A 24920-nucleotide genomic window follows, 5' to 3' on the forward strand; every position below is an offset into this window, starting at 1 on the left:
TCAGAACTTACATCTGACTCACTGATAGTAAAGTCTGTTTGAACTCCTCAGGCCTTAAGTAAACGACTCGACGTTTTAACTGGCCTGGCTTTGAGGCGCAACATACTACACTATCTTTATGGTTAAAGCTTGTTTCGATTAACATCAGCTTAATTACCAGCCACCACCGCCTCCGCCACCCGCGCCGCCGCCAGCACCACCACCGGAATAACTTCGCCCCAACAAACTGGTATAGGCCCCGCAACTTAGGTGCGTCTGTAATGAGAATAAAACGCCGCTACGGGCAATTTCCGGGGCGCGAACAGCCGCTGTGAGTGATGGGGTGATACGTGCTGCCCATTATCTGCCAAGGTTTGCCGAGACCGCCCAACCTAGCAACGCATAATCCAGTTTCCGTGTTTCCCCTTTCCGACGCCGCCCACTGTGTGTTGCCGCCTCTTTACGCGCAAGATAGTTAACGATAGCTTCACCGTGGGCATAACGTTGCTGTCCAGTTTGGGTAAACTTTGGCAGAAAAATATACCCCATGCCAGTGAGATAACCGGTCAGGAAAACAGCGGTAAAATAACCCGCTGGCATATACCAGTAAAAGAATACATCTCCGACATTGATGTAGAGAGAATAGAAGGCCACGCCTGAACAAATCAGTGGTAAAAACAAAGTGATGATTACACGATTAACGCAAGGCTTGTCATCATCGCGGGCAAACAAAAGCTCAAGGGAACAAAATAAAAAAGGAATAATCCAGCAGATCATAATAAACATATCGCCCACCAGACTCATTCCTGCCCAGCCTACAGAACTCAAGTTACCGTAAAGAATGACCGCCAATATTGCCAGTCCACCCCATTGCAAAAAAGTATCAGACCGGTAAAACGAAGACTTTTTACGCGGCAGATAAAATTTCTGCATCCGTAAAAATGCCCTGCGTAAGACTCTGTTGCGTCTCCCCGTAAGAACGACCTTATCGCCTTTACGAAATAACGCTTCCAGTAATAACTGCTCTGCGGGCAGTAATACCGCATTATTTCTGGTCGCGCCTTCATTAACACGAATCAGGATTTGCTGGTTCTTGTCAGACTGATCTGACAGATGAATTTTTCCTTTCACAATCAGATTTACGATATCGGCACAAAAACCTTTATCGTCGTAAACTAGCTTCGCATCGAGACGTAACATGCCGGGCGTGTAATCTGGCGGAATGACATCGGTTTCAATCACATCTACCGGCGTAAATTGCGGCCTGCGCTTCCAGAGATATAACCATCCACAAACCAGGAACAGACACGGAAACCAAATTAACAACGATGACGTGGAGGGTAAAAGAAGATGGCTGAAAATATTCGTCGTTTGCGGAGCCGAGGCATTGCTAAGTAAAGCGTGAGGCCAGCGGTAGAGGACCGTGAAATCTTCACGATAAAACGGATCGCGGGATTCAATTCTTCCGTCCTCAAGGATGCGGCCATTACGATATGTGTCGCCCTCTTCTCCGGTAAAGAGATCGATTTCGCTAAATGGATTACCCGCAATATTAGAGAACTGGAGAGAAAAACGGGTCTTATAAATTTCAAACGGCCAGTGGTTACCGGTCACGTTCCAGATTAGCAGATCAGAATCCCCCTCACGCAGGAAAGCATTTTTAACCTGATAATGAATTTGATAATGATAGTCGCCTTGAGGCAAGAAACGTTGTTTATCGCCCACGACAATACTCATTAACCCGATATGCCAGTCAAGATGCCAGGGTTCAGGAATACCATCACGGGTGACGCCAACAATATGATAGTTCAGCAGTGCAGCGTCCCCATCAGGCTGCATCCAGAGTCGTGGTAAATCACGATAAAAGCCGTGCTTAATCTGCTGATTTCGCGCCTGAAAATGAATATTTTCTTTGATGTCGAGCACCCCATCTGGTTGCAGAGTGGCTTCAACATCAAAGAGCGAGATCCCTTCTTCATAAGAAGGGATCTCCGTGTTTTCTGCATAACTTAGAGATGATACAAACAGCCCTGCTATCAACAGCAAAATGCAGCGAAACTTCCCTGCCATAGTCTTCCATCCATGGAACGCAATTTGTTATAAGAAAGGCTTCACATCACCTACGCCTTCACGCACCACGACCGGCGTATCATCGGTAAGATCAATAACCGTTGTTGGTTTCTGCCCGAGATAACCGCCGTGAATAATCAAATCTACCTGTTTTTCCAGACGGTCTTTAATTTCTTCCGGATCGGATTCGGTAAATTCGCTGCCTGGCAGCATTAGCGAAGTGGAAAGCATCGGTTCGCCCAATGCTTCAAGCAACGCTTGCGCAATCGGGTTAGAAGGCACACGCATACCGATGGTTTTGCGTTTTTCCTGCAACAGACGGCGTGGCACCTCCTTCGTCCCCTTCAGGATGAAGGTAAAGTTGCCCGGCGTGTTGTTTTTCATTAAACGAAACGCAACGTTATCGACAAATGAATAGGTCGAGAGTTCAGAAAGATCGCGACACATCAGGGTAAAGTTGTGACCGTCCGGCAGCTGGCGAATACGACAAATACGCTCCATGGCGTTTTTATCTTCAATTTTACAGCCGAGCGCATAGCCGGAATCAGTTGGATAAACAATCACCCCGCCTTTACGCACGATCTCCACCGCCTGGTTGATCAGACGTTGCTGTGGGTTATCAGGATGAATATAAAAAAACTGGCTCATAATTCCCTCTCTGTGGTGTTCTGCGGCTGTTCCCATAGCTGCCAGACGCCTTCAACGCCTGCGGGCAGCCAGAGTTTACGACCCAGTTCGATCCACGGGCATGGCTGATGAAAATCAGATCCTTGTGATGCCCATAAATGATGCTGACGCGCAAGGGTCGCCAACTGGGTGCGTTCATTGGGCGATTGCTGGCACTGCGCGACTTCCATCGCGTCGCCGTGGTGTTCGGCAAAATGCGCAACCAATCTTTTCAGCCATTTAGCACTAAGATTGTACCGCCCAGGATGAGCTAGCACCGCCTTACCGCCAGAATGATGAATGACATCAATAGCTTGTTCTATTGTACACCACTGTGGCGGAACGTATCCGGTTTTCCCGCGCGCCAGATACTTTTTAAAGACATCCGCCATTGAACTGGCTTTGCCGCACTCCACAAGGAAACGCGCAAAATGACCGCGCGTCACTGCGCCGCCCTGAGCCAGTCGTTGCGCGCCTTCCAGCGCCCCAGGTATTTGCGCTTTTTCAAGTCTTTCGGCAATGAGCTGCGCCCGCTGATTGCGCCGTTCTGTCTGCTGCGCGAGGAACTCACACATTAGCGGATGAGTAATATCAATATTCAGCCCGACAATATGAATTTCATGATTTTCCCAGACCGTGGAAATTTCCACGCCGGGAATAAGATTCAGCGCCAGTCCCGAACGTGAAATTTCCTCTCTTGCTGGTGCGATTGCAGCTGTGGTGTCATGGTCGGTGATCGCCAGGGTGCCGACGCGCATCTCGACTGCACGGTGCACCAATGCTTCTGGCGTCAGGCAGCCATCGGAAGCTGTGGTATGGCTGTGCAGGTCGTAAATCACTGCGTAATTCGTGTCGCTCAAGGCGCACTCCCGTTCTGGATAATGTTTTTTGCGCCGACATCATAACGGTTCTGGCAAATATTCTGAAATGAGCTGTTGACAATTAATCATCGAACTAGTTAACTAGTACGCAAGTTCACGTAAAAAGGGTATCGACAATGAAAGCAATTTTCGTACTGAAAGGTTGGTGGCGCACTTCCTGAAACGGGCAGTGTATTCACCATGCGTAAAGCAATCAGATACCCAGCCCGCCTAATGAGCGGGCTTTTTTTTGAACAAAATTAGAGAATAACAATGCAAACACAAAAACCGACTCTCGAACTGCTAACCTGCGAAGGCGCTTATCGCGACAATCCCACCGCGCTTTTTCACCAGTTGTGTGGGGATCGTCCGGCAACGCTGCTGCTGGAATCCGCAGATATCGACAGCAAAGATGATTTAAAAAGCCTGCTGCTGGTAGACAGTGCGCTGCGCATTACAGCTTTAGGTGACACTGTCACAATCCAGGCACTTTCCGGCAACGGCGAAGCCCTGCTGGCACTACTGGATAACGCCCTGCCTGCGGGTGTGGAAAGTGAACAATCACCAAACTGCCGTGTGCTGCGCTTCCCCCCTGTCAGTCCACTGCTGGATGAAGACGCCCGCTTATGCTCCCTTTCGGTTTTTGACGCTTTCCGTTTATTGCAGAATCTGTTGAATGTACCGAAGGAAGAACGAGAAGCCATGTTCTTCGGCGGCCTGTTCTCTTATGACCTTGTGGCGGGATTTGAAGATTTACCGCAACTGTCAGCGGAAAATAACTGCCCTGATTTCTGTTTTTATCTCGCTGAAACGCTGATGGTGATTGACCATCAGAAAAAAAGCACCCGTATTCAGGCCAGCCTGTTTGCTCCGAATGAAGAAGAAAAACAACGTCTCACTGCTCGCCTGAACGAACTACGTCAGCAACTGACCGAAGCCGCGCCGCCGCTGCCAGTGGTTTCCGTGCCGCATATGCGTTGTGAATGTAATCAGAGCGATGAAGAGTTCGGTGGCGTAGTGCGTTTGTTGCAAAAAGCGATTCGCGCTGGAGAAATTTTCCAGGTGGTGCCATCTCGCCGTTTCTCTCTGCCCTGCCCGTCACCGCTGGCGGCCTATTACGTGCTGAAAAAGAGTAATCCCAGCCCGTACATGTTTTTTATGCAGGATAATGATTTCACCCTATTTGGCGCGTCGCCGGAAAGCTCGCTCAAGTATGATGCCACCAGCCGCCAGATTGAGATCTACCCGATTGCCGGAACACGCCCACGCGGTCGTCGCGCCGATGGTTCACTGGACAGAGATCTCGACAGCCGTATTGAACTGGAAATGCGTACCGATCATAAAGAGCTGTCTGAACATCTGATGCTGGTTGATCTCGCCCGTAATGATCTGGCACGCATTTGCACCCCCGGCAGCCGCTACGTCGCCGATCTCACCAAAGTTGACCGTTATTCCTATGTGATGCACCTCGTCTCTCGCGTAGTCGGCGAACTGCGTCACGATCTTGACGCCCTGCACGCTTATCGCGCCTGTATGAATATGGGGACGTTAAGCGGTGCGCCGAAAGTACGCGCTATGCAGTTAATTGCCGAGGCGGAAGGTCGTCGCCGCGGCAGCTACGGCGGCGCGGTAGGTTATTTCACCGCGCATGGCGATCTCGACACCTGCATTGTGATCCGCTCGGCGCTGGTGGAAAACGGTATCGCCACCGTGCAAGCGGGTGCTGGTGTAGTCCTTGATTCTGTTCCGCAGTCGGAAGCCGACGAAACCCGTAACAAAGCCCGCGCTGTACTGCGCGCTATTGCCACCGCGCATCATGCACAGGAGACTTTCTGATGGCTGACATTCTGCTGCTCGATAATATCGACTCTTTTACGTACAACCTGGCAGATCAGTTGCGCAGCAATGGTCATAACGTGGTGATTTACCGCAACCATATTCCGGCGCAGACCTTAATTGAACGCCTGGCGACGATGAGCAATCCGGTACTGATGCTTTCTCCTGGCCCCGGTGTGCCGAGCGAAGCCGGTTGTATGCCGGAACTCCTCACCCGCTTGCGTGGCAAGCTGCCCATTATTGGCATTTGCCTCGGACATCAGGCAATTGTCGAAGCTTACGGGGGCTATGTCGGTCAGGCGGGCGAAATTCTTCACGGTAAAGCGTCGAGCATTGAACATGACGGTCAGGCGATGTTTGCCGGATTAACAAACCCGCTGCCGGTGGCGCGTTATCACTCGCTGGTTGGCAGTAACATTCCGGCCGGTTTAACCATCAACGCCCATTTTAATGGCATGGTGATGGCAGTACGTCACGATGCGGATCGCGTTTGTGGATTCCAGTTCCATCCGGAATCCATTCTCACCACCCAGGGCGCTCGCCTGCTGGAACAAACGCTGGCCTGGGCGCAGCAGAAACTAGAGCCAGCCAACACGCTGCAACCGATTCTGGAAAAACTGTATCAGGCGCAGACGCTTAGCCAACAAGAAAGCCACCAGCTGTTTTCAGCGGTGGTGCGTGGCGAGCTGAAGCCGGAACAACTGGCGGCGGCGCTGGTGAGCATGAAAATTCGCGGTGAGCACCCGAACGAGATCGCCGGAGCAGCAACCGCGCTACTGGAAAACGCCGCGCCGTTCCCGCGCCCGGATTATCTGTTTGCTGATATCGTCGGTACTGGCGGTGACGGCAGCAACAGTATCAATATTTCTACCGCCAGTGCGTTTGTCGCCGCGGCCTGTGGGCTGAAAGTGGCGAAACACGGCAACCGTAGCGTCTCCAGTAAATCTGGTTCGTCCGATCTGCTGGCGGCGTTCGGTATTAATCTTGATATGAACGCCGATAAATCGCGCCAGGCGCTGGATGAGTTAGGTGTATGTTTCCTCTTTGCGCCGAAGTATCACACCGGATTCCGCCACGCGATGCCGGTTCGCCAGCAACTGAAAACCCGCACCCTGTTCAATGTGCTGGGGCCATTGATTAACCCGGCGCATCCGCCGCTGGCGTTAATTGGTGTTTATAGTCCGGAACTGGTGCTGCCGATTGCCGAAACCTTGCGCGTGCTGGGGTATCAACGCGCGGCGGTGGTGCACAGCGGCGGGATGGATGAAGTTTCATTACACGCGCCGACAATCGTTGCCGAGCTGCATGACGGCGAAATTAAGAGCTATCAATTGACCGCTGAAGATTTTGGCCTGACTCCCTACCACCAGGAGCAACTGGCAGGCGGAACACCGGAAGAAAACCGTGACATTTTAACACGCTTGTTACAAGGTAAAGGCGACGCCGCCCATGAAGCAGCCGTCGCTGCGAACGTCGCCATGTTAATGCGCCTGCATGGCCATGAAGATCTGCAAGCCAATGCGCAAACCGTTCTTGAGGTACTGCGCAGTGGTTCCGCTTACGACAGAGTTACCGCACTGGCGGCACGAGGGTAAATGATGCAAACCGTTTTAGCGAAAATCGTCGCAGACAAGGCGATTTGGGTAGAAACCCGCAAACAGCAGCAACCGCTGGCCAGTTTTCAGAATGAGGTTCAGCCGAGCACGCGACATTTTTATGATGCGCTACAGGGTGCGCGCACGGCGTTTATTCTGGAGTGCAAGAAAGCGTCGCCGTCAAAAGGCGTGATCCGTGATGATTTCGATCCAGCACGCATTGCCGCCATTTATAAACATTACGCTTCGGCAATTTCGGTGCTGACTGATGAGAAATATTTTCAGGGGAGCTTTGATTTCCTCCCCATCGTCAGCCAAATCGCCCCGCAGCCGATTTTATGTAAAGACTTCATTATCGATCCTTACCAGATCTATCTGGCGCGCTATTACCAGGCTGATGCCTGCTTATTAATGCTTTCAGTACTGGATGACGAACAATATCGCCAGCTTGCCGCCGTCGCCCACAGTCTGGAGATGGGTGTGCTGACCGAAGTCAGTAATGAAGAGGAACTGGAGCGTGCCATTGCATTGGGGGCAAAGGTCGTTGGCATCAACAACCGCGATCTGCGTGATTTGTCGATTGATCTCAACCGTACCCGCGAGCTTGCGCCGAAACTGGGGCACAACGTGACGGTAATCAGCGAATCCGGCATCAATACTTACGCTCAGGTGCGCGAGTTAAGCCACTTCGCTAACGGTTTTCTGATTGGTTCGGCGTTGATGGCCCATGACGATTTGCACGCCGCCGTGCGCCGGGTGTTGCTGGGTGAGAATAAAGTATGTGGCCTGACGCGTGGGCAAGATGCTAAAGCAGCTTATGACGCGGGCGCGATTTACGGTGGGTTGATTTTTGTTGCGACATCACCGCGTTGCGTCAACGTTGAACAGGCGCAGGAAGTGATGGCTGCGGCACCGTTGCAGTATGTTGGCGTGTTCCGCAATCACGATATTGCCGATGTGGTGGACAAAGCTAAGGTGTTATCGCTGGCGGCAGTGCAACTGCATGGTAATGAAGAACAGCTGTATATCGATACGCTGCGTGAAGCTCTGCCAGCACATGTTGCCATCTGGAAAGCATTAAGCGTCGGTGAAACCCTGCCCGCCCGCGAGTTTCAGCACGTTGATAAATATGTTTTAGACAACGGCCAGGGTGGAAGCGGGCAACGTTTTGACTGGTCACTATTAAATGGTCAATCGCTTGGCAACGTTCTGCTGGCGGGGGGCTTAGGCGCAGATAACTGCGTGGAAGCGGCACAAACCGGCTGCGCCGGACTTGATTTTAATTCTGCTGTAGAGTCGCAACCGGGCATCAAAGACGCACGTCTTTTGGCCTCGGTTTTCCAGACGCTGCGCGCATATTAAGGAAAGGAACAATGACAACATTACTTAACCCCTATTTTGGTGAGTTTGGCGGCATGTACGTGCCACAAATCCTGATGCCTGCTCTGCGCCAGCTGGAAGAAGCTTTTGTCAGTGCGCAAAAAGATCCTGAATTTCAGGCTCAGTTCAACGACCTGCTGAAAAACTATGCCGGGCGTCCAACCGCGCTGACCAAATGCCAGAACATTACAGCCGGGACGAACACCACGCTGTATCTCAAGCGTGAAGATTTGCTGCACGGCGGCGCGCATAAAACTAACCAGGTGCTGGGGCAGGCGTTGCTGGCGAAGCGGATGGGTAAAACCGAAATCATCGCCGAAACCGGTGCCGGTCAGCATGGCGTGGCGTCGGCCCTTGCCAGCGCCCTGCTCGGCCTGAAATGCCGTATTTATATGGGTGCCAAAGACGTTGAACGCCAGTCGCCTAACGTTTTTCGTATGCGCTTAATGGGTGCGGAAGTGATCCCGGTGCATAGCGGTTCCGCGACGCTGAAAGATGCCTGTAACGAGGCGCTGCGCGACTGGTCCGGTAGTTACGAAACCGCGCACTATATGCTGGGCACCGCAGCTGGCCCGCATCCTTATCCGACCATTGTGCGTGAGTTTCAGCGGATGATTGGCGAAGAAACCAAAGCGCAGATTCTGGAAAGAGAAGGTCGCCTGCCGGATGCCGTTATCGCCTGTGTTGGCGGCGGTTCGAATGCCATCGGCATGTTTGCTGATTTCATCAATGAAACCAACGTCGGCCTGATTGGTGTGGAGCCAGGTGGTCACGGTATCGAAACTGGCGAGCACGGCGCACCGCTAAAACATGGTCGCGTGGGTATCTATTTCGGTATGAAAGCGCCGATGATGCAAACCGAAGACGGGCAGATTGAAGAATCTTACTCCATCTCCGCCGGACTGGATTTCCCGTCTGTCGGCCCACAACACGCGTATCTTAACAGCACTGGACGCGCTGATTACGTGTCTATTACCGATGATGAAGCCCTTGAAGCCTTCAAAACGCTGTGCCTGCACGAAGGGATCATCCCGGCGCTGGAATCCTCCCACGCCCTGGCCCATGCGTTGAAAATGATGCGCGAAAACCCGGATAAAGAGCAGCTACTGGTGGTTAACCTTTCCGGTCGCGGCGATAAAGACATCTTCACCGTTCACGATATTTTGAAAGCACGAGGGGAAATCTGATGGAACGCTACGAATCTCTGTTTGCCCAGTTGAAGGAGCGCAAAGAAGGCGCATTCGTTCCTTTCGTCACGCTCGGTGATCCGGGCATTGAGCAGTCATTGAAAATTATCGATACGCTAATTGAAGCCGGTGCTGACGCGCTGGAGTTAGGTATCCCCTTCTCCGACCCACTGGCGGATGGCCCGACGATTCAAAACGCCACTCTGCGCGCCTTTGCGGCAGGTGTGACTCCGGCACAATGTTTTGAAATGCTGGCACTGATTCGCCAGAAACACCCGACCATTCCCATTGGCCTGTTGATGTATGCCAATCTGGTGTTTAACAAAGGCATTGATGAGTTTTATGCCCAGTGCGAAAAAGTCGGCGTCGATTCGGTGCTGGTTGCCGATGTGCCAGTTGAAGAGTCCGCGCCCTTCCGCCAGGCCGCGTTGCGTCATAATGTCGCACCTATCTTCATCTGCCCGCCAAATGCCGATGACGACCTGCTGCGCCAGATAGCCTCTTACGGTCGTGGTTACACCTATTTGCTGTCACGAGCAGGCGTGACCGGCGCAGAAAACCGCGCCGCGTTACCCCTCAATCATCTGGTTGCGAAGCTGAAAGAGTACAACGCTGCACCTCCATTGCAGGGATTTGGTATTTCCGCCCCGGATCAGGTAAAAGCAGCGATTGATGCAGGAGCTGCGGGCGCGATTTCTGGTTCGGCCATTGTTAAAATCATCGAGCAACATATTAATGAGCCAGAGAAAATGCTGGCGGCACTGAAAGTTTTTGTACAACCGATGAAAGCGGCGACGCGCAGTTAATCCCACAGCCGCCAGTTCCGCTGGCGGCATTTTAACTTTCTTTAATGAAGCCGGAAAAATCCTAAATTCATTTAATATTTATCTTTTTACCGTTTCGCTTACCCCGGTCGAACGTCAACTTACGTCATTTTTCCGCCCAACAGTAATATAATCAAACAAATTAATCCCGCAACATAACACCAGTAAAATCAATAATTTTCTCTAAGTCACTTATTCCTCAGGTAATTGTTAATATATCCAGAATGTTCCTCAAAATATATTTTCCCTCTATCTTCTCGTTGCGCTTAATTTGACTAATTCTCATTAGCGACTAATTTTAATGAGTGTCGACACACAACACTCATATTAATGAAACAATGCAACGCAACGGGAGAAATAACATGGCCGAACATCGTGGTGGTTCAGGAAATTTCGCCGAAGACCGTGAGAAGGCATCCGACGCAGGCCGTAAAGGCGGTCAGCATAGCGGCGGTAATTTTAAAAATGATCCGCAACGCGCATCTGAAGCGGGTAAAAAAGGCGGTCAACAAAGCGGTGGTAATAAATCAGGCAAATCCTGATTCACCGTTAATTATTAATATCAGCTGATAAAGATAATTGCATCTGCGGGCCGTATGGCTCGCAGTGATTTCACTGGAGAAAAATATGAATATGAAGACCATTGAAGATGTATTTATTCACCTGCTTTCAGATACCTACAGCGCAGAAAAACAATTAACCCGGGCACTGGCAAAACTCGCAAGAGCAACATCAAATGAAAAATTAAGTCAGGCTTTTCATGCGCACCTCGAGGAAATTCATGGACAGATTGAACGTATTGATCAAGTTGTGGAGTCCGAATCGAACCTGAAAATTAAGCGCATGAAATGTGTGGCAATGGAAGGTCTTATTGAAGAAGCTAATGAGGTCATCGAAAGTACCGAGAAAAACGAAGTGCGTGATGCCGCACTGATTGCCGCAGCACAGAAAGTCGAGCATTATGAGATTGCCAGTTACGGGACATTAGCGACGCTGGCTGAACAATTAGGTTACCGTAAAGCAGCGAAGCTTCTGAAAGAAACCCTGGAAGAAGAAAAGGCCACCGACATCAAACTGACTGATCTGGCCATTAATAACGTAAATAAGAAAGCCGAAAATAAAGCCTGAAATATGAATTTTAACTTTTAGTCATTTTATAAAGAGGACATTTTCATGAATCGTATTGAACATTATCATGACTGGTTACGTGACGCCCACGCAATGGAAAAGCAAGCCGAATCTATGCTTGAATCCATGGCCAGCCGTATAGATAATTATCCTGAACTACGCGCTCGTATTGAACAACATCTTAGTGAAACCAAAAACCAGATTGTTCAACTGGAAACTATTCTTGATCGTAATGACATTTCACGTTCAGTCATTAAAGATTCCATGAGTAAAATGGCTGCGCTTGGGCAGTCAATCGGTGGTATATTCCCTTCTGATGAAATAGTCAAAGGCTCTATTAGCGGATATGTCTTCGAGCAATTTGAAATCGCCTGTTACACCTCACTATTAGCAGCAGCAAAAAATGCCGGTGATACAGCTTCAATTCCAACCATCGAAGCGATTTTAAATGAGGAAAAGCAAATGGCCGACTGGCTGATTCAGAATATTCCGCAAACAACTGAGAAATTTTTAATTCGCTCTGAAACTGATGGCGTAGAAGCGAAGAAATAATACCCTTTATACCATGTCCTTATTGACCCCGTATATTACGGGGTCGTTTTTGTGCGGAATTAAAAACGATATCCTGCTGAGAACATAAACACCCACGGATCGAGGCGTACGCTATCGTGTTGCTGTGCACCGCCCAGCTTATAATTGGCGGTGGTATCGATATCCATGTACCACACTGACATGTTAACCAACCAGTCACGGTTAATCAGATAATCAACCCCCACCTGCCCGGCAGCTCCCCAGGAATCTTTCAGACTGAGATCGGAAAGCCCTGCCTCTTTGCCATGATCGTTAAATCCATTATCAAAGAAGGTGGTGTAGTTAATACCTGCCCCAACGTAAGGACGGAATTTGCTGCTGGCATCACCAAAATACCACTGCGCCATCAGTGTTGGTGGCAGATGATGAACGGTTGCAATATCGCCGGTCGCCCGGGTGCCGATTTTATGGCGGAACGGCGTCGCTGCCAGTAATTCCACACCAATGTTGTCGGTCGCCATATAAGTAAACGTAAGGCCCAGTTGCGTGTTATTGGTCACGCTGAATCCACCCAGACTTCCTAACGTACCACCAGCACCTTCTGTTGGACGTACGGTTGCAGAACCTGCACGCATAAAAAATTCGCCTGCTTCATGCGCAAAGGCACTGCCAGAGAGAAGAGTTGTTACTGCCAAAGCCGCCACTGTTAACTTTTTCATATCCGCTCCGTCGTTATGGTTATAAAAACGTGACGAATATACCTACATTGGAGTAACAAATGATCCTACATAGATCACATTACATATGATAATTCACCCTTTATTGATCTGGATTAATTTAGAAGTTGCATTGAGAATCCTGGTTAATGTGATTTAAATCAATTTTTAAATATTTTCGCTACGCAAATATTAACTCGGTCGCCACTTGCCGCGATTTGCCCATGCCTGAAGGCCAGCAATTACCTCCGCTTTACAAAGATATGCTTTTCCATACAAGACCTGATGCTGCCACCCGAGGCTTAACCAGGGTACAATTGCCCGCTAATTAACACCTGCATAAAACTCAAGGAGAGTGCATGTCTATCACGGCGCAGTCCGTATACCGTGACACCGGAAATTTCTTCCGTAATCAATTTATGACCATTCTGTTGGTATCGTTGCTATGTGCGTTTATCACAGTGGTGTTAGGGCATGTTTTCTCACCCAGTGATGCACAGCTTGCGCAGCTCAATGACGGCGTGCCCGTTAGCGGCAGTAGTGGGTTGTTCGACCTGGTTCAGAATATGTCACCGGAACAGCAACAAATTTTGCTGCAGGCTTCAGCGGCGTCCACTTTTTCAGGATTAATCGGTAACGCCATTCTCGCCGGAGGCGTAATATTAATTATCCAGCTGGTGTCTGCGGGTCAGAGAGTCAGTGCGCTGCGAGCTATTGGTGCCAGTGCGCCGATATTGCCAAAGTTATTTATTCTGATTTTTCTGACTACCCTTTTAGTACAGATTGGCATCATGCTGGTGGTCGTTCCGGGAATTATCATGGCCATTTTACTGGCCCTGGCACCGGTGATGTTGGTACAGGACAAAATGGGCGTTTTTGCCTCGATGCGTAGCAGTATGCGGCTGACTTGGGCGAATATGCGTCTGGTGGCACCCGCAGTACTGAGCTGGTTGCTGGCAAAAACACTGTTGCTGCTTTTTGCCTCTTCTTTTGCCGCATTAACCCCGGAAATTGGTGCCGTACTGGCGAACACCTTGAGCAACCTGATTTCAGCCATATTGCTCATCTATCTGTTCCGCCTGTATATGTTGATTCGCCAATAACCTTAAGCATTTGATTACGGAATCGTAAAATGAAGCAGTTTCTTGATTTTTTACCGCTGGTTGTCTTTTTCGCGTTTTACAAGATTTATGACATCTATGCGGCTACTGCGGCGCTGATCGTCGCCACGGCGATTGTGCTTATCTATAGCTGGGTTCGCTTTCGTAAGGTTGAAAAGATGGCCCTGATCACTTTTGTTCTGGTGGTCGTCTTCGGTGGCTTGACGCTGTTCTTCCACAATGATGAGTTTATTAAATGGAAGGTTACAGTCATTTATGCTCTATTTGCGGGAGCCCTGTTAGTCAGCCAATGGGTGATGAAAAAGCCGCTAATTCAGCGGATGCTGGGTAAAGAACTCACGCTGCCGCAACCGGTATGGTCGAAGCTGAATCTGGCCTGGGCTGTTTTCTTTATCCTTTGCGGTCTGGCAAACATCTACATCGCATTCTGGCTGCCGCAAAATATTTGGGTCAACTTTAAAGTCTTTGGCCTGACCGCCCTTACCTTAATCTTCACATTGTTAAGCGGTATCTATATCTACCGCCACATGCCGCAGGAAGATAAATCCTAACCAGACTGCCAGTCCTTCGGGGCTGGCGCTGTATCTCCTCTGTTCTCCTCAGGAAAATCATAGTAGCATCGCGCCTGTGATTTTCCTTTTAAGTCGGTTTTACCATGTCTACAACACATAACGTCCCTCAGGGCGATCTTGTTTTACGTACTTTAGCCATGCCCGCCGATACCAATGCCAATGGTGACATCTTTGGTGGTTGGTTAATGTCACAAATGGATATTGGCGGCGCTATTCTGGCAAAAGAAATTGCCCACGGTCGCGTAGTGACTGTGCGGGTTGAAGGAATGACTTTCTTACGGCCGGTTGCGGTCGGCGATGTGGTGTGCTGCTATGCACGCTGTGTCCAGAAAGGGACGACATCGGTCAGCATTAATATTGAAGTGTGGGTGAAAAAAGTAGCGTCTGAACCAATTGGGCAACGCTATAAAGCGACAGAAGCATTATTTAAGTATGTCGCGGTTGATCCTGAAGGAAAACCTCGCGCCTTACCTGTTGAGTAATAGTCAAAAGCCTCCGGTCGGAGGCTTTTGACTTTCTGCTTACTGAATTTCGGTGGTGCCGTTAATTTTAAACAGGATATTCACCACAATCCCACTGCCTGGCTTACCCGGCTCATAACGCCATCTGCGCATCGCATTTTTCACCTCACGCTCAAACATGTTCGCAGGCTTGGCTGAGAGGATTTGTACGTTATCCACGCGACCATCCGGCGTAACGTCAAATTTAACTTTAACCTGCCCTTCAATGCGCAATGCCTGTGCTCGTGCCGGATACTGCGGCTGATTACGGCTTAATGCGCGTGGTCCTGAAGCCACACTGGTAACCGGCTTGCTGGTTGCAGCCGTTGCTGTACTTGATGTCAGGCGTGCCGGTGCCGTATTTTCAAACGGTGATGCCGGACGCGACTCTACGGGTTTGACATCGCGTTTTGGCTGCTCCTGTACCTTTTTCACCGGCTTCGGTTTTGGCTTAGGTTTAGGCTTCGGCTTTTCAATGACCACCGGTGCTTCTTTTGGCGGTTCGGGGATCGGCTCAGGTTCCGGTTCTGGCTCTACCACCGGCTCCGGTGGCGGCTGAACGGCTTGTGGCGGTTCGAGATCAGCAGGCGTAACCATCGTGACAGAAATCGGCTGCGCAGGCGCAGGTAGTTCAATAACCTGATGTACCGAGGTATAGAGCAGACCCGCCACAACAGCACCATGAATGCAGACCGAAAGTAACGTCGGCCAGGGGAAGCGGCGAGGTAAATCAAGGGTCATTGTATTGTAGCTATTCGGCATTGTAGCATTAGCCATAACGGTTATAAGCTTATCTTTAAATGAGAATCAATTGCATGGGAGTTTATCACCATGAGGAGCGTAATTACATACCTTCGGTACAGTTCAGCCATACAAGGCGCTGAAGGTGCAGATTCAACCAGACGACAAAACGACCTGTTCAAGCAGTGGCTGAAGAAGAATGGCGATGCTCAAATAGTAGCGTCTTTCAGTGATGAAGGGTTGAGTGGTTACAAAGGTAAACACCTTACTGGTCAGTTTGGTGACATGTTAGCCCGTATTGAGGCTGGGGAGTTTCCAGAAGGTACAATTCTGCTAGTTGAGAGTATCGACCGTATAGGCCGATTAGAGCATCTTGAAACAGAAGCCTTGATGAACCGCATCTTAGGCAACGGGATAGAGATTCACACATTGCAAGATGGCCTTATCTACACAAAGGATGCTTTAGCCGATGACCTTGGCATAAGCATCATCCAGCGTGTCAAAGCCTACATAGCGCATCAGGAATCTAAGCAGAAGTCTTTCCGTGTTTCTCAGAAATGGGGGCAACGTGCAAAACTTGCCCTTGCTGGTGAACAACGTCTTACAAAGATGGTTCCCGGATGGATTGACCCTGAGACTTTTAAACTCAATGAACACGCTGAGACTGTGAGATTGATATTCAAACTGCTGCTAGATGGTGAAAGTCTGCATAACATTGCACGTCACCTTCAAAGCAACGGTATAAAGTCGTTTAGTCGCCGTAAAGATGCTAATGGGTTCTCTGTTCACTCTGTACGCACCATTCTAAGGTCAGAGACAACAATAGGCACGTTACCAGCATCACAACGTAATGACCGCCCCGCTATACCGAACTACTACGAAGGTGTTGTAGATATACCAACGTTCAATAAAGCTCAAGAGATTCTCGACAAGAATCGTAAAGGCCGTACACCTGCAAGTGATAACCCATTAACGATTAACATCTTCAAAGGTCTGTTTAGGTGTCAGTGTGGGGCTAGTGTCCATCCTACCGGAACCAAGAATAAGTATGCGGGGGTCTACAGGTGTAATAACCATCTTGACGGTCGCTGTGATGTTCAACCGTTGAAGCGTAAACCGTTTGATAAGTGGGTGCTTGAAAATTTTCTAGGAATGATTGACGTGGGGAATGATGGAGAATCAGAGAGGAAGATTGCAGCGTTACAGCATGAGGTTGAAATTGTCACAGCCAGAATCAAGAAAGCTACCGCCCTACTTCTTGAGATGGATGATATTACAGAGTTGAAAACACAGGTGAAGGGACTTAACCAGAAGCGTACAGAAATACAAACTACTATCGACACTCTGAAGCGTAAAACCTCACTCAGTGACAAAGGATTACCCCAACTTAAAGATATTGACCTTATGACTAAAGCGGGTCGTGTCGAGTGTCAGTTGATTTTGTCCAAGCATCTAAAAGGGCTTACATTGGGTAAGGATTCGGTAACTGTAACGCTACAGAACGACACTGAAATCACCATACCTACAAACCCGTTACCGCTAAATGATGGGTCACCAATCTTTGAAATTGCTGATAAAGAGCTACTGGATATTGACGCTTATCAACTGTAATTTTCAGGGGCTATGAAGCCCCTTTTTATGTCTCAATAAGTGCCCTTCTTGTTAGGGTTCACAGAGTACTTTCGCAGAGCATTACCCGGCTTAAGCACCTTTGAAGCTTGCTCATTAGCGGCATCTGAGAAGGTGCTCTCACCATTTTTAACGCTAACGCTCTTAGAGCACGTTACACGGGCTTTTAGCGCTTCATCTGATAACTCACTTGCCGAATAGCTAAAAAGCTCTTTACAGGTCAGCATAGGGCTTCCAAGGCTCGTTGTAGTGTTTCCGGTGTTCTTTTTACTGGTAGCACCGCCATCATTCGTGGTAGCGGTCTTTCCAGTTGCAGATGAAATATCAGTTTGCCCTACGATAGCTTTAAAGTTAATTTCCTGAAAAGTGCGTATTTTCATGAAAGGAGATCACTCAATAACTTCCATCGAGATCGGGTAATAACATTTGAACAGATCGCTGAATAACATCGATGGAGATCACTTTTGACTCATTTTGTTATTCAGTGATCTCCATCAATGTTATTGGAACTTCACAGGTGTGTTGATCTGTATCTTTTGCCATTCCGGTAAAGGATACCTATGCCAACAGTTCCAATTTCTATGAGAAAACTTAAAGAAATTCTTAGGCTTAAATACGGTGTTGGACTCAGCCATCGACAAATTGGTCGTAGTCTTGCAATCTCCCCTTCCGTTGTATCCAGATATGCTAATCGGGCGGCTCAACTTGGCATAAAGCAGTGGCCCTTACCTACAGGATGGGATGATACAAAACTAAAACATGCGTTCCTTCAGACCCAGGTTAAGATGAAGAAGCACTCTCTGCCTGACTGGGCTACAGTACACCGGGAACTGCGTAATAAATGCGTGACGCTGCAGCTACTCTGGGAAGAATACTGTGAGCGTAATCCAGGCGGTTTTTACAGCTATAACCATTACTGCCGGATGTACCGTGAATGGCTCAAAACCACTTCACCATCAATGCGTCAGGTACATAAAGCTGGCGAAAAACTTTTCGTTGATTACTGTGGACCTACCGTTGGCGTTACCGACCCTGAGACCGGAGAAATAAGAACTGCTCAGGTCATCGTAGCTGTTCTCGGGGCATCAAGTTACACATGGGCAGAGGCCACCTGGTCTCAGCAGCTTGAAGACTGGGTGATGAGTCATGTTCGCTGCTTCCAGTGGTTGGGTGGCGTTCCTGAACTTGTTGTTCCGGACAATCTGAAAAGCGCCACATCCAGGGCATGTAAGTATGATCCTGACGTTAACCCTACCTACCAGCAGATGCTTGAGCATTATAATGTCGCAGTTTTGCCTGCGCGGCCACGTAAACCGAAAGATAAAGCCAAAGCTGAAGTTGGCGTTCAGGTTGTTGAACGCTGGATCATGGCCCGAATCAGGCATGAGATCTTCTACAGCCTTGCATCGCTTAATCAGCGCATTCGGGAGTTGCTGGAAAGACTGAATAACAAAATAATGCAGAAGTTGGGTTATTCACGTGCAGAACTCTTCATCCAGCTTGATAAACCCGCACTGAAGCCTCTTCCTGAAGCCAGTTACAGTTACACCCTGGTGAAGAAAGTCAGAGTTCATGCCGATTACCACGTGGAAATCGACAAACATTACTACTCGGTTCCATGTTCGCTGTTAGGCCAGCAACTGGAAGCATGGATCTCCGGAGAACTGGTAAGACTCTTCAATCAGGGGCAGGAGGTTGCTGTGCACCCGCGCAAGCGTACTTATGGCTACAGTACCCGCAACGAGCACATGCCTGAAGCTCATCGACAGCATGCCACCTGGACGCCAGAGCGTCTTCTGGAATGGGCGGGGCACATAGGCAGTGAAACTCATAGTTATGTGCTTCATATACTGAACTCTCGTCCACATCCGGAACAAAGCTATCGCTTCTGCCTTGGACTCCTGAACCTTCATAAAAAATACAGTAAAGCCAGACTTAATGCAGCATGTGCAAGAGCTCTGAAAACAAAGGTATGGCGTCTGTCAGGTATTAAATCGATCCTGGAAAAAGGTCTGGATAAACAACCTGTTCAGGATCCAAAACCAGATCTGTTATCCACGATGGAACACGAAAACGTACGCGGCAGTGAGTATTACCACTGATACGGGATCCAATGATGAATCATCTTTACGAACAACTGACCGCACTTAAACTCACCGGCTTCCGTGATGCGCTTAAAAAGCAACTTGCTCAGCCGGGCACATACCAGGAGCTGGGCTTCGAAGAACGCCTGTCATTACTGACAGCAGAAGAACTAACCTGCCGTGAAAACAGGAAGGCAGAGCGTCTGATCAAACATGCACGGTTCAGACTTAATGCTGAGTTATCAAAGCTGGATTATCGTAACAATAGAGGGCTGGACAGGGCCCTCATCCGTTCACTCAGTCAGGGAAACTGGTTAACCCTGAAACAAAATATTTTACTGACCGGGGCCACCGGCAGCGGTAAAACGTTCCTGGCATGTGCACTTGGTCATAATGCCTGCCGACAGGGATACAAGGTCTACTATTATCGCCTTAAAGCGCTGATGGAACAGTGCTATCAGGGGCATGCTGATGGAAGATACAGCAAACTTTTGACCAGGCTGAATAATAGCGATCTGCTGCTTCTGGATGACTGGGGGCTGGAACCTCTCTCATCAGAACAGCGTAGCGACCTGCTGGAAATAGTGGATCTGATGTACCAACGAGGCTCAATCATCGTAGTGAGCCAGTTGCCGGTGGAAAACTGGTACAAAATGATCGGAGACTCCACACATGCGGATGCCATCCTAGATCGACTGGTTCATGGCAGTATCAAGATCGAACTTAAAGGAGAATCAATGCGGAAAATACAATCTCCGTTGACCGAAGGAGATCAGTGAAGGTAATTTAAAAACGGTTCTGTGAAAGTGACACGAACCGATCTCCATCGATGTTACTCACCGATCTCCTTCACGGTAATACGCAAAAAGTTAGCTGGATTCTTAGGCCATTAGAAATTCCAACATCTTTAGAGGCTTTAAAACTCGTAATAATGGAATCGTCAATTTTAATTCCGTCTCGACAGATGACCGAAATAATTTGCTTCTGGTCACGCCAGCTTTCCAGAGTGTCGATGAAGTTTTCCACCAGCTTATTATCTCTTGAGATGAGGATACTACCGGATTCACCAACCACAACCACACCACTGATTGAAATAGTTCTGGGTGAACGCATTACATTATCTGTGACAGCCTGCCCTGATTGCATATTTTGAGTGGTAACCATCATAGGGCTATCAAATTCCATGTTCTCAGTAGCTGATAGTGACAAGAAATTATCTGGTTGGCCTTGTAGATGGAAGTAAACACCATCTTTGCCACTGTAACGAAGCTGATTAGTGTAAATCATTAAATTCTCCTTTGATTTCAAAGGCTTAGTGTATTTTAAGTATTTTTAACTAATCCTTTGATATATAAGTGTTTTCTCTGTTAAGCGTGAGCTACGTGAAAAATAATTTTTTAGTGTGGGTATTAACTTTGCTTTATTCACGTAGCATTCGACTATTATCAATCATCTTCTGGGAATGATGAACTTAATAGCGTAGCTTCTGCGTATTGGTCGTAGATATTACCGCTAAAGGTCATAAAGCTGGTTTCATCTGGTTTAATGGCAACTTCACCACCAAGTGAAACTTTCACAGGCTCCTGAATACGTTTACTCAAAGCGGAGATTTCATCTCTCAGGCTTTGGATATCTGCACTCGTTAATGCTGAATCTTGCTTAATGTTGTTTAATTCTGGATGCTGGAAGTTAGCAAGATTCATGGCAGCACTATTAAACCACCCTTTAACATCATCCATAGTGAAAGCGGGTTTAAGTCCAGACTCTTTAGCTAGCTCTGGTAATTTAGCTTGTGCTTCCATTCGTTCAGGCGTAGAAGCTAATCTCTCATAACCTGCATAGATTGCACTACCAGTTAATAGCATATTCCCAAGATTAAACCTTGATGGTTTCCCGTTCTTTTTATTTACGTTATCTGCTGTAGTATCAGCGACCTGACCTAATCTTGTGATAGCAGTCATAAGCCCGTAAATACTTCTAGTTACACCAACAACTTTATTTACAGCAATAACACCAGCCAAGACTTTTAAACTATTAATCAAGCCAGAACCTAAAGCATCAACAACTTTCTTTTGTTCATCGGTTAAACCACGATAAGCTAATGTCACCTCATCAAAGAACGCTCTCACCCTGTAACTAATATAAGTCAGGTTATCGATACCATGTGACATATCACTCATCAAGCTACCAAGACTTTCACCTAATGTTTTACCACTTCCATCTAAACTATTTAAAAGCGTTGTTAAGCTTCGTGTAAAATCTTGCAGACCATTTTCAGAACCTTTGAAAATATCCGTTAATGAGTTATTCCAGGTATTCTTTAAGTTCCCTAACATTGTCTGCGTAGAGTCCTGAATAGCTTTCCAGCCACCTCTTGAATTAATCTGTGCACCAAGTTCTTTAGCAAACTTAGGGAGTGCATCAGAGGCTTTAACATCACCATTTTTCATCTTATCGAAAAGCTGTTTTTCAGTCAGACCTAAAGCCTTTGCAAATGCCTGAGTAGCACCCGGTAAAGCTTCAGATAATTGCCCCTTCAACTCCTCAGACATCACCTGCCCCTTAGAAGCCATCTGCGATACTGCGGTTAATGCTCTTTGAATCTGCTCATCTGAACGCCCCATTAGACGGGCATATCCAGTTAAGTTTTTAAATAATTCCTCTGAGCCTTCAAGACCCATCGTATTCTTTGCAGATGCACCGAATGAGGCAAACTGAGCTTGTGTTTCGGTCGTGTCCATACCCGTGACTTGAGTTAAATCCTGAATGAACTTTTTAACCTGTGTACTTTGGTCACCGAATACGAAATCAATACTTCTTTCCGATGATGCACGCTGTAAACCAACTTCCATAATCTTCTGATAACTGGCTAATACAGCTTGCATTGAGATAAATGCACCTGCTGTTTTAACTGCTGCTGAAGACAGGTTATCAAGACTATTAGCTGCTCTGTCACCATTAATGCTGGTGGATGTATGACCTCTGGCTTTAGCAATTGCTTCTCGTACACTTGAATTTAGTTTAGCAAGGGCTTCATTAAACTTGGTGTTATCCATCTGACCAGCTTTACTACTTAATGCGTAAAACTGGCTCTTAATGTATTTCTCGACAATTGGGTTAAGACCTTTCAGTTTGGTCATACTCGCTGAATAAGCTGCTGTGATTGCTCTGCTTCCGCTAATTCGTGGTTGCCTTGATTGTCTAAGTGGCTTTAAAGTATCCTCAATTTCCGTTTTAATCTTAAACGCTTTAGTGTTTTTAAGACGCTGCTCAATCTTGGAAACAGTTTTATCGACATTTCTTTCCATGACCTTGAGAGAATCATTTAAAGGCGTAGGATTAACTCTGAATGCTTTATTTAGTCGTTTTTCAATTCTTGATGCGATTTGCATCGTTTGTTTCTCGGCTTTTTCCAAGCCTTTTAAAACTTTCTGAGAGTTAAAACTTAACTCAATCAGGAAGTCATCAACTTTAAACTGTGCCATTATTCATATTCACCTCATACAAAAAAGGGGAGGACCAACCAATTAAGGTTAATCTCTCCCCGTATTTACCCAACCAATTCTTTTTTAATGTCGGACAAGATAATGTAGTTCCGTTTCACCTATAATTTGAGCATCAGAAGGAATACGGTCAATACACCACTTTGGAATCTTGCGTGTTTTTGGTTGGTGTGAGGTGATGTAATGACGGTTATTCTTAATTCGTAGCTTTTGTCTATTTGGTTGTAGCTGGAGTCTTTCGCAAACAGACCGAATAGTCTCTAAACGTTCTTCAAACATTAATCACCTCACATATTGCATAATCAAACAGCCTTGCTAAATTCTCGTGGAACACTCAGAAAATCATTGAAGCTGATAATCTGTGCCAACTCTTGACGGTACTCCTTAGCCAGCGCTTGATGGTCACTAATCAGCTTAGCCAGTCTTGATTTCAGCAAATTAATCTCATTTTCTCTTGCTTTCATCAGTTTCTCTTTGGCAATTTCTTCAAGCTCAGCTTGTGATTTATCAGCAACAATTAGAGACAGTCGATGTGGCGCTCTAATGGCTCTTTCTGTACGAACAACTCTTTGACCTTCTGGTAAATCTGCAATCACTTTACCAATCTCTACAGGGTCATACCCCCAACCGTCACGGCCTAGTCGAGAGAAATAAGCATAAGGATTGGTTTGAAGCTCCATCAAAATAGCCATTTCGTCAATTTCGTCTTCAAGCTTGGACTGAATTTTCTCGTAAACACTTCTCATTGCTTCTTGAGAGTCTTTAATAGCTTGGAAATATCGGCGTTGTAGCTTCAACTTCAAATCAAGTTCACACCGTTCGTTCATAGAAAAATCAATTTCAACTCTTGGAATCTCGAGTGGTTCTGGTGGAATATATGGACCTTTATTTACTTCGTGTGATTCCCGCCAAGCTCTATCAAAAGATTCACGCAAACTTAATTCGTGAATATCAAGTGCACTTGGTCTGTTCTCAACAATCATTTCGTGTTCATTACGAATAGACATTATTTTTTTCACCTCATTGGTTTTTGTTTGTTTTTCAATTTATAGAAGCACACTCAGCAATCAGAGGTGAAGAGTCTGACTGAACAAGAACCTGCCAAGTGTGCTTTTAAAAACTGAAAAGCCCTAAACATAGGTGATTCGGATATTCATGGAATCATCCTTATCTGTGAAGGGCTTTGGAGGTTTGCTTATAACGTTAACGAAGTTTCAGGAAAACTTTCTTTAAAAGCTCTGTTTAAAAACTCTTAAAGAAACGCCCTAATCATGAGTCAGGGCAAAGCTGTAAAGGATTCAATGAATGAACAAAGATTTTTGATATGGCCTATTTAGTGTGGGCTAAATAAGCCATGACGAAAAGCATTGCACCTTTCAGAATAACTATCCCTAGATGTAGATGGAATTGTTGAAAGAAATAAGAGAGAATTGCTCTCCCATAATTAAAATTATGCCATGCTTAAGGTTATTTGTCAACAGCTTTTTAACAGATTGGTAACATCAATTTTTATTTACTGTGTTACCTACCCAGCAACCAACAAATAAGCCAAGCAGCGTCCAAGCAATTATTAAACCCATTAGTGAGCCCTCACAGAATCCGTCACCAAAATACTGTCGCCATACAAAATTGCTATAGCCGCCTTGAGATATTTTTCAGGGCTAACGCTGTATTTGTTCGTTTCTTCGATAACAAGCCTTTTCATGTTTGAGTCGGTAACGGGAAACATAAAACGTGGTTCACCAGTTTCAATTCCCTGAATAAAACCTTCAATTGCTTCTGAGTTTTCAGCCATTAGCTTTAGTAATTTATCAAAGTCAATTGATACACCGGAATCAGTGAAAGCCTGCACCATCGTAGCAGTGTCGCTATCAATGAAAATCTGTAATTCATATTCGTTCATTTTTAAAATCTCCTTTTTTACCAGACCTCCTCAATCGCTCTGTAACGAGCTAAATAGTCTTTTTCAGGGGTAGCCTGTACAGTGGTATTACCCAC

At 47.3% G+C, this 24920-nt stretch carries 23 protein-coding genes, 4 pseudogenes and 1 other annotated feature; of the genes and pseudogenes, 16 read left to right on the top strand and 11 right to left on the bottom strand.

The features are described from left to right. Positions 1-153 precede the first annotated feature (153 nt). The 3 genes and pseudogenes from ACU8XX_RS13730 to rnm all read right to left on the bottom strand — a co-directional run bounded on the left by ACU8XX_RS13730 (position 154) and on the right by rnm (position 3575). Positions 154-2049 (bottom strand): annotated as a pseudogene (locus ACU8XX_RS13730) (DUF2207 domain-containing protein). Positions 2050-2076: 27 nt separating this feature from the next. After that, a complete protein-coding gene (locus ACU8XX_RS13735) occupies positions 2077-2697 on the bottom strand; it encodes an L-threonylcarbamoyladenylate synthase (protein WP_016242067.1) in 621 nt (206 codons plus the stop codon). Further along, the gene (gene rnm / locus ACU8XX_RS13740; RefSeq protein WP_001285663.1) at positions 2694-3575 is read right to left on the bottom strand and encodes an RNase RNM; all 882 of its coding nucleotides are present in this window, start codon (positions 3573-3575) and stop codon (positions 2694-2696) included. The genes ACU8XX_RS13735 and rnm overlap by 4 nt, the downstream gene beginning before the upstream one ends. Before the next feature lie 137 nt (positions 3576-3712). Between rnm and trpL the strand changes: the two genes are divergently transcribed. The 9 genes from trpL to ACU8XX_RS13785 all read left to right on the top strand — a co-directional run bounded on the left by trpL (position 3713) and on the right by ACU8XX_RS13785 (position 12077). Then, positions 3713-3757, top strand: a complete 45-nt coding sequence (trpL, locus tag ACU8XX_RS13745; protein WP_001700591.1) for a trp operon leader peptide — start codon at positions 3713-3715, stop codon at positions 3755-3757. Further along, positions 3734-3827: a sequence feature (Trp leader region), on the top strand. It overlaps the preceding gene by 24 nt. A gap of 21 nt (positions 3828-3848) precedes the next feature. Further along, the gene (gene trpE / locus ACU8XX_RS13750; RefSeq protein ID WP_001194582.1) at positions 3849-5411 is read left to right on the top strand and encodes an anthranilate synthase component I; all 1563 of its coding nucleotides are present in this window, start codon (positions 3849-3851) and stop codon (positions 5409-5411) included. Beyond that, positions 5411-7006, top strand: coding sequence for a bifunctional anthranilate synthase glutamate amidotransferase component TrpG/anthranilate phosphoribosyltransferase TrpD (gene trpD / locus ACU8XX_RS13755; protein ID WP_000763511.1), 1596 nt, complete (start codon positions 5411-5413; stop codon positions 7004-7006). The genes trpE and trpD overlap by 1 nt, the downstream gene beginning before the upstream one ends. After that, positions 7007-8368 carry a bifunctional indole-3-glycerol-phosphate synthase TrpC/phosphoribosylanthranilate isomerase TrpF gene (gene trpCF, locus ACU8XX_RS13760; RefSeq protein ID WP_000983912.1) on the top strand — a complete coding sequence of 454 codons (1362 nt, stop codon included), beginning with the start codon at positions 7007-7009 and terminating at the stop codon, positions 8366-8368. Positions 8369-8379: 11 nt separating this feature from the next. After that, a complete protein-coding gene (trpB, locus tag ACU8XX_RS13765) occupies positions 8380-9573 on the top strand; it encodes a tryptophan synthase subunit beta (RefSeq protein ID WP_000209520.1) in 1194 nt (397 codons plus the stop codon). Then, the gene (gene trpA / locus ACU8XX_RS13770; protein ID WP_000443067.1) at positions 9573-10379 is read left to right on the top strand and encodes a tryptophan synthase subunit alpha; all 807 of its coding nucleotides are present in this window, start codon (positions 9573-9575) and stop codon (positions 10377-10379) included. Before trpB ends, trpA begins: the two co-directional genes overlap by 1 nt. Before the next feature lie 380 nt (positions 10380-10759). Further along, positions 10760-10939, top strand: coding sequence for a con-10 family general stress protein (locus tag ACU8XX_RS13775; protein WP_000807651.1), 180 nt, complete (start codon positions 10760-10762; stop codon positions 10937-10939). A gap of 85 nt (positions 10940-11024) precedes the next feature. Beyond that, positions 11025-11525, top strand: coding sequence for a YciE/YciF ferroxidase family protein (locus ACU8XX_RS13780; protein ID WP_016242065.1), 501 nt, complete (start codon positions 11025-11027; stop codon positions 11523-11525). A 45-nt stretch (positions 11526-11570) separates the two neighbouring features. Beyond that, positions 11571-12077, top strand: coding sequence for a ferritin-like domain-containing protein (locus ACU8XX_RS13785; protein ID WP_001079505.1), 507 nt, complete (start codon positions 11571-11573; stop codon positions 12075-12077). A 59-nt stretch (positions 12078-12136) separates the two neighbouring features. On the opposite strand, the gene ompW is transcribed toward ACU8XX_RS13785, so the two are convergent. Beyond that, complete coding sequence (ompW, locus tag ACU8XX_RS13790; protein ID WP_000737226.1) at positions 12137-12775, bottom strand: outer membrane protein OmpW; 639 nt, start codon at positions 12773-12775, stop codon at positions 12137-12139. A gap of 239 nt (positions 12776-13014) precedes the next feature. Between ompW and ACU8XX_RS13795 the strand changes: the two are divergent. The 4 genes and pseudogenes from ACU8XX_RS13795 to yciA all read left to right on the top strand — a co-directional run. After that, a pseudogene (locus ACU8XX_RS13795) lies at positions 13015-13104 on the top strand (YkgJ family cysteine cluster protein); the annotation flags it as partial. A gap of 27 nt (positions 13105-13131) precedes the next feature. Further along, positions 13132-13875, top strand: coding sequence for a YciC family protein (locus tag ACU8XX_RS13800; RefSeq protein WP_000028545.1), 744 nt, complete (start codon positions 13132-13134; stop codon positions 13873-13875). 29 nt (positions 13876-13904) lie between these two features. Then, the gene (locus tag ACU8XX_RS13805; protein WP_000808667.1) at positions 13905-14444 is read left to right on the top strand and encodes a septation protein A; all 540 of its coding nucleotides are present in this window, start codon (positions 13905-13907) and stop codon (positions 14442-14444) included. 104 nt (positions 14445-14548) lie between these two features. Beyond that, a complete protein-coding gene (gene yciA / locus ACU8XX_RS13810; RefSeq protein WP_000108160.1) occupies positions 14549-14947 on the top strand; it encodes an acyl-CoA thioester hydrolase YciA in 399 nt (132 codons plus the stop codon). A gap of 39 nt (positions 14948-14986) precedes the next feature. On the opposite strand, the gene tonB is transcribed toward yciA, so the two are convergent. Next, positions 14987-15706 (bottom strand): TonB system transport protein TonB, encoded by a 720-nt coding sequence (tonB, locus tag ACU8XX_RS13815; protein ID WP_001360141.1) that lies wholly within the window; start codon positions 15704-15706, stop codon positions 14987-14989. A gap of 90 nt (positions 15707-15796) precedes the next feature. Between tonB and ACU8XX_RS13820 the strand changes: the two genes are divergently transcribed. After that, entirely contained in the window at positions 15797-17317 is a 1521-nt protein-coding gene (locus ACU8XX_RS13820) for a recombinase family protein (RefSeq protein WP_001258042.1), read from the top strand. 32 nt (positions 17318-17349) lie between these two features. On the opposite strand, the pseudogene ACU8XX_RS13825 reads toward ACU8XX_RS13820, so the two are convergent. Beyond that, positions 17350-17703: pseudogene (locus ACU8XX_RS13825) on the bottom strand (phage baseplate protein); the annotation flags it as partial. A 192-nt stretch (positions 17704-17895) separates the two neighbouring features. On the opposite strand from ACU8XX_RS13825, the gene istA reads away from it, so the two are divergent. Both istA and istB read left to right on the top strand, forming a co-directional pair. Beyond that, a complete protein-coding gene (gene istA / locus ACU8XX_RS13830) occupies positions 17896-19437 on the top strand; it encodes an IS21-like element ISEc12 family transposase (RefSeq protein ID WP_001298859.1) in 1542 nt (513 codons plus the stop codon). 14 nt (positions 19438-19451) lie between these two features. Then, a complete protein-coding gene (gene istB / locus ACU8XX_RS13835) occupies positions 19452-20198 on the top strand; it encodes an IS21-like element ISEc12 family helper ATPase IstB (RefSeq protein ID WP_001016257.1) in 747 nt (248 codons plus the stop codon). Between the two features lie 85 nt (positions 20199-20283). Here istB and ACU8XX_RS13840 read toward each other — a convergent pair. The 5 genes and pseudogenes from ACU8XX_RS13840 to ACU8XX_RS13860 all read right to left on the bottom strand — a co-directional run. Further along, a pseudogene (locus ACU8XX_RS13840) lies at positions 20284-20706 on the bottom strand (phage baseplate protein); the annotation flags it as partial. Between the two features lie 158 nt (positions 20707-20864). Then, entirely contained in the window at positions 20865-22904 is a 2040-nt protein-coding gene (locus ACU8XX_RS13845) for a tape measure protein (RefSeq protein WP_240765178.1), read from the bottom strand. A gap of 84 nt (positions 22905-22988) precedes the next feature. Beyond that, the gene (locus ACU8XX_RS13850; protein WP_446908302.1) at positions 22989-23201 is read right to left on the bottom strand and encodes a hypothetical protein; all 213 of its coding nucleotides are present in this window, start codon (positions 23199-23201) and stop codon (positions 22989-22991) included. Between the two features lie 23 nt (positions 23202-23224). After that, positions 23225-23929 carry a hypothetical protein gene (locus tag ACU8XX_RS13855; RefSeq protein WP_240765180.1) on the bottom strand — a complete coding sequence of 235 codons (705 nt, stop codon included), beginning with the start codon at positions 23927-23929 and terminating at the stop codon, positions 23225-23227. A gap of 572 nt (positions 23930-24501) precedes the next feature. Next, positions 24502-24825, bottom strand: a complete 324-nt coding sequence (locus ACU8XX_RS13860; protein ID WP_240765182.1) for a hypothetical protein — start codon at positions 24823-24825, stop codon at positions 24502-24504. Positions 24826-24920: the final 95 nt, after the last annotated feature.

This window comes from Escherichia sp. MAL-1 (assembly GCF_052948035.1).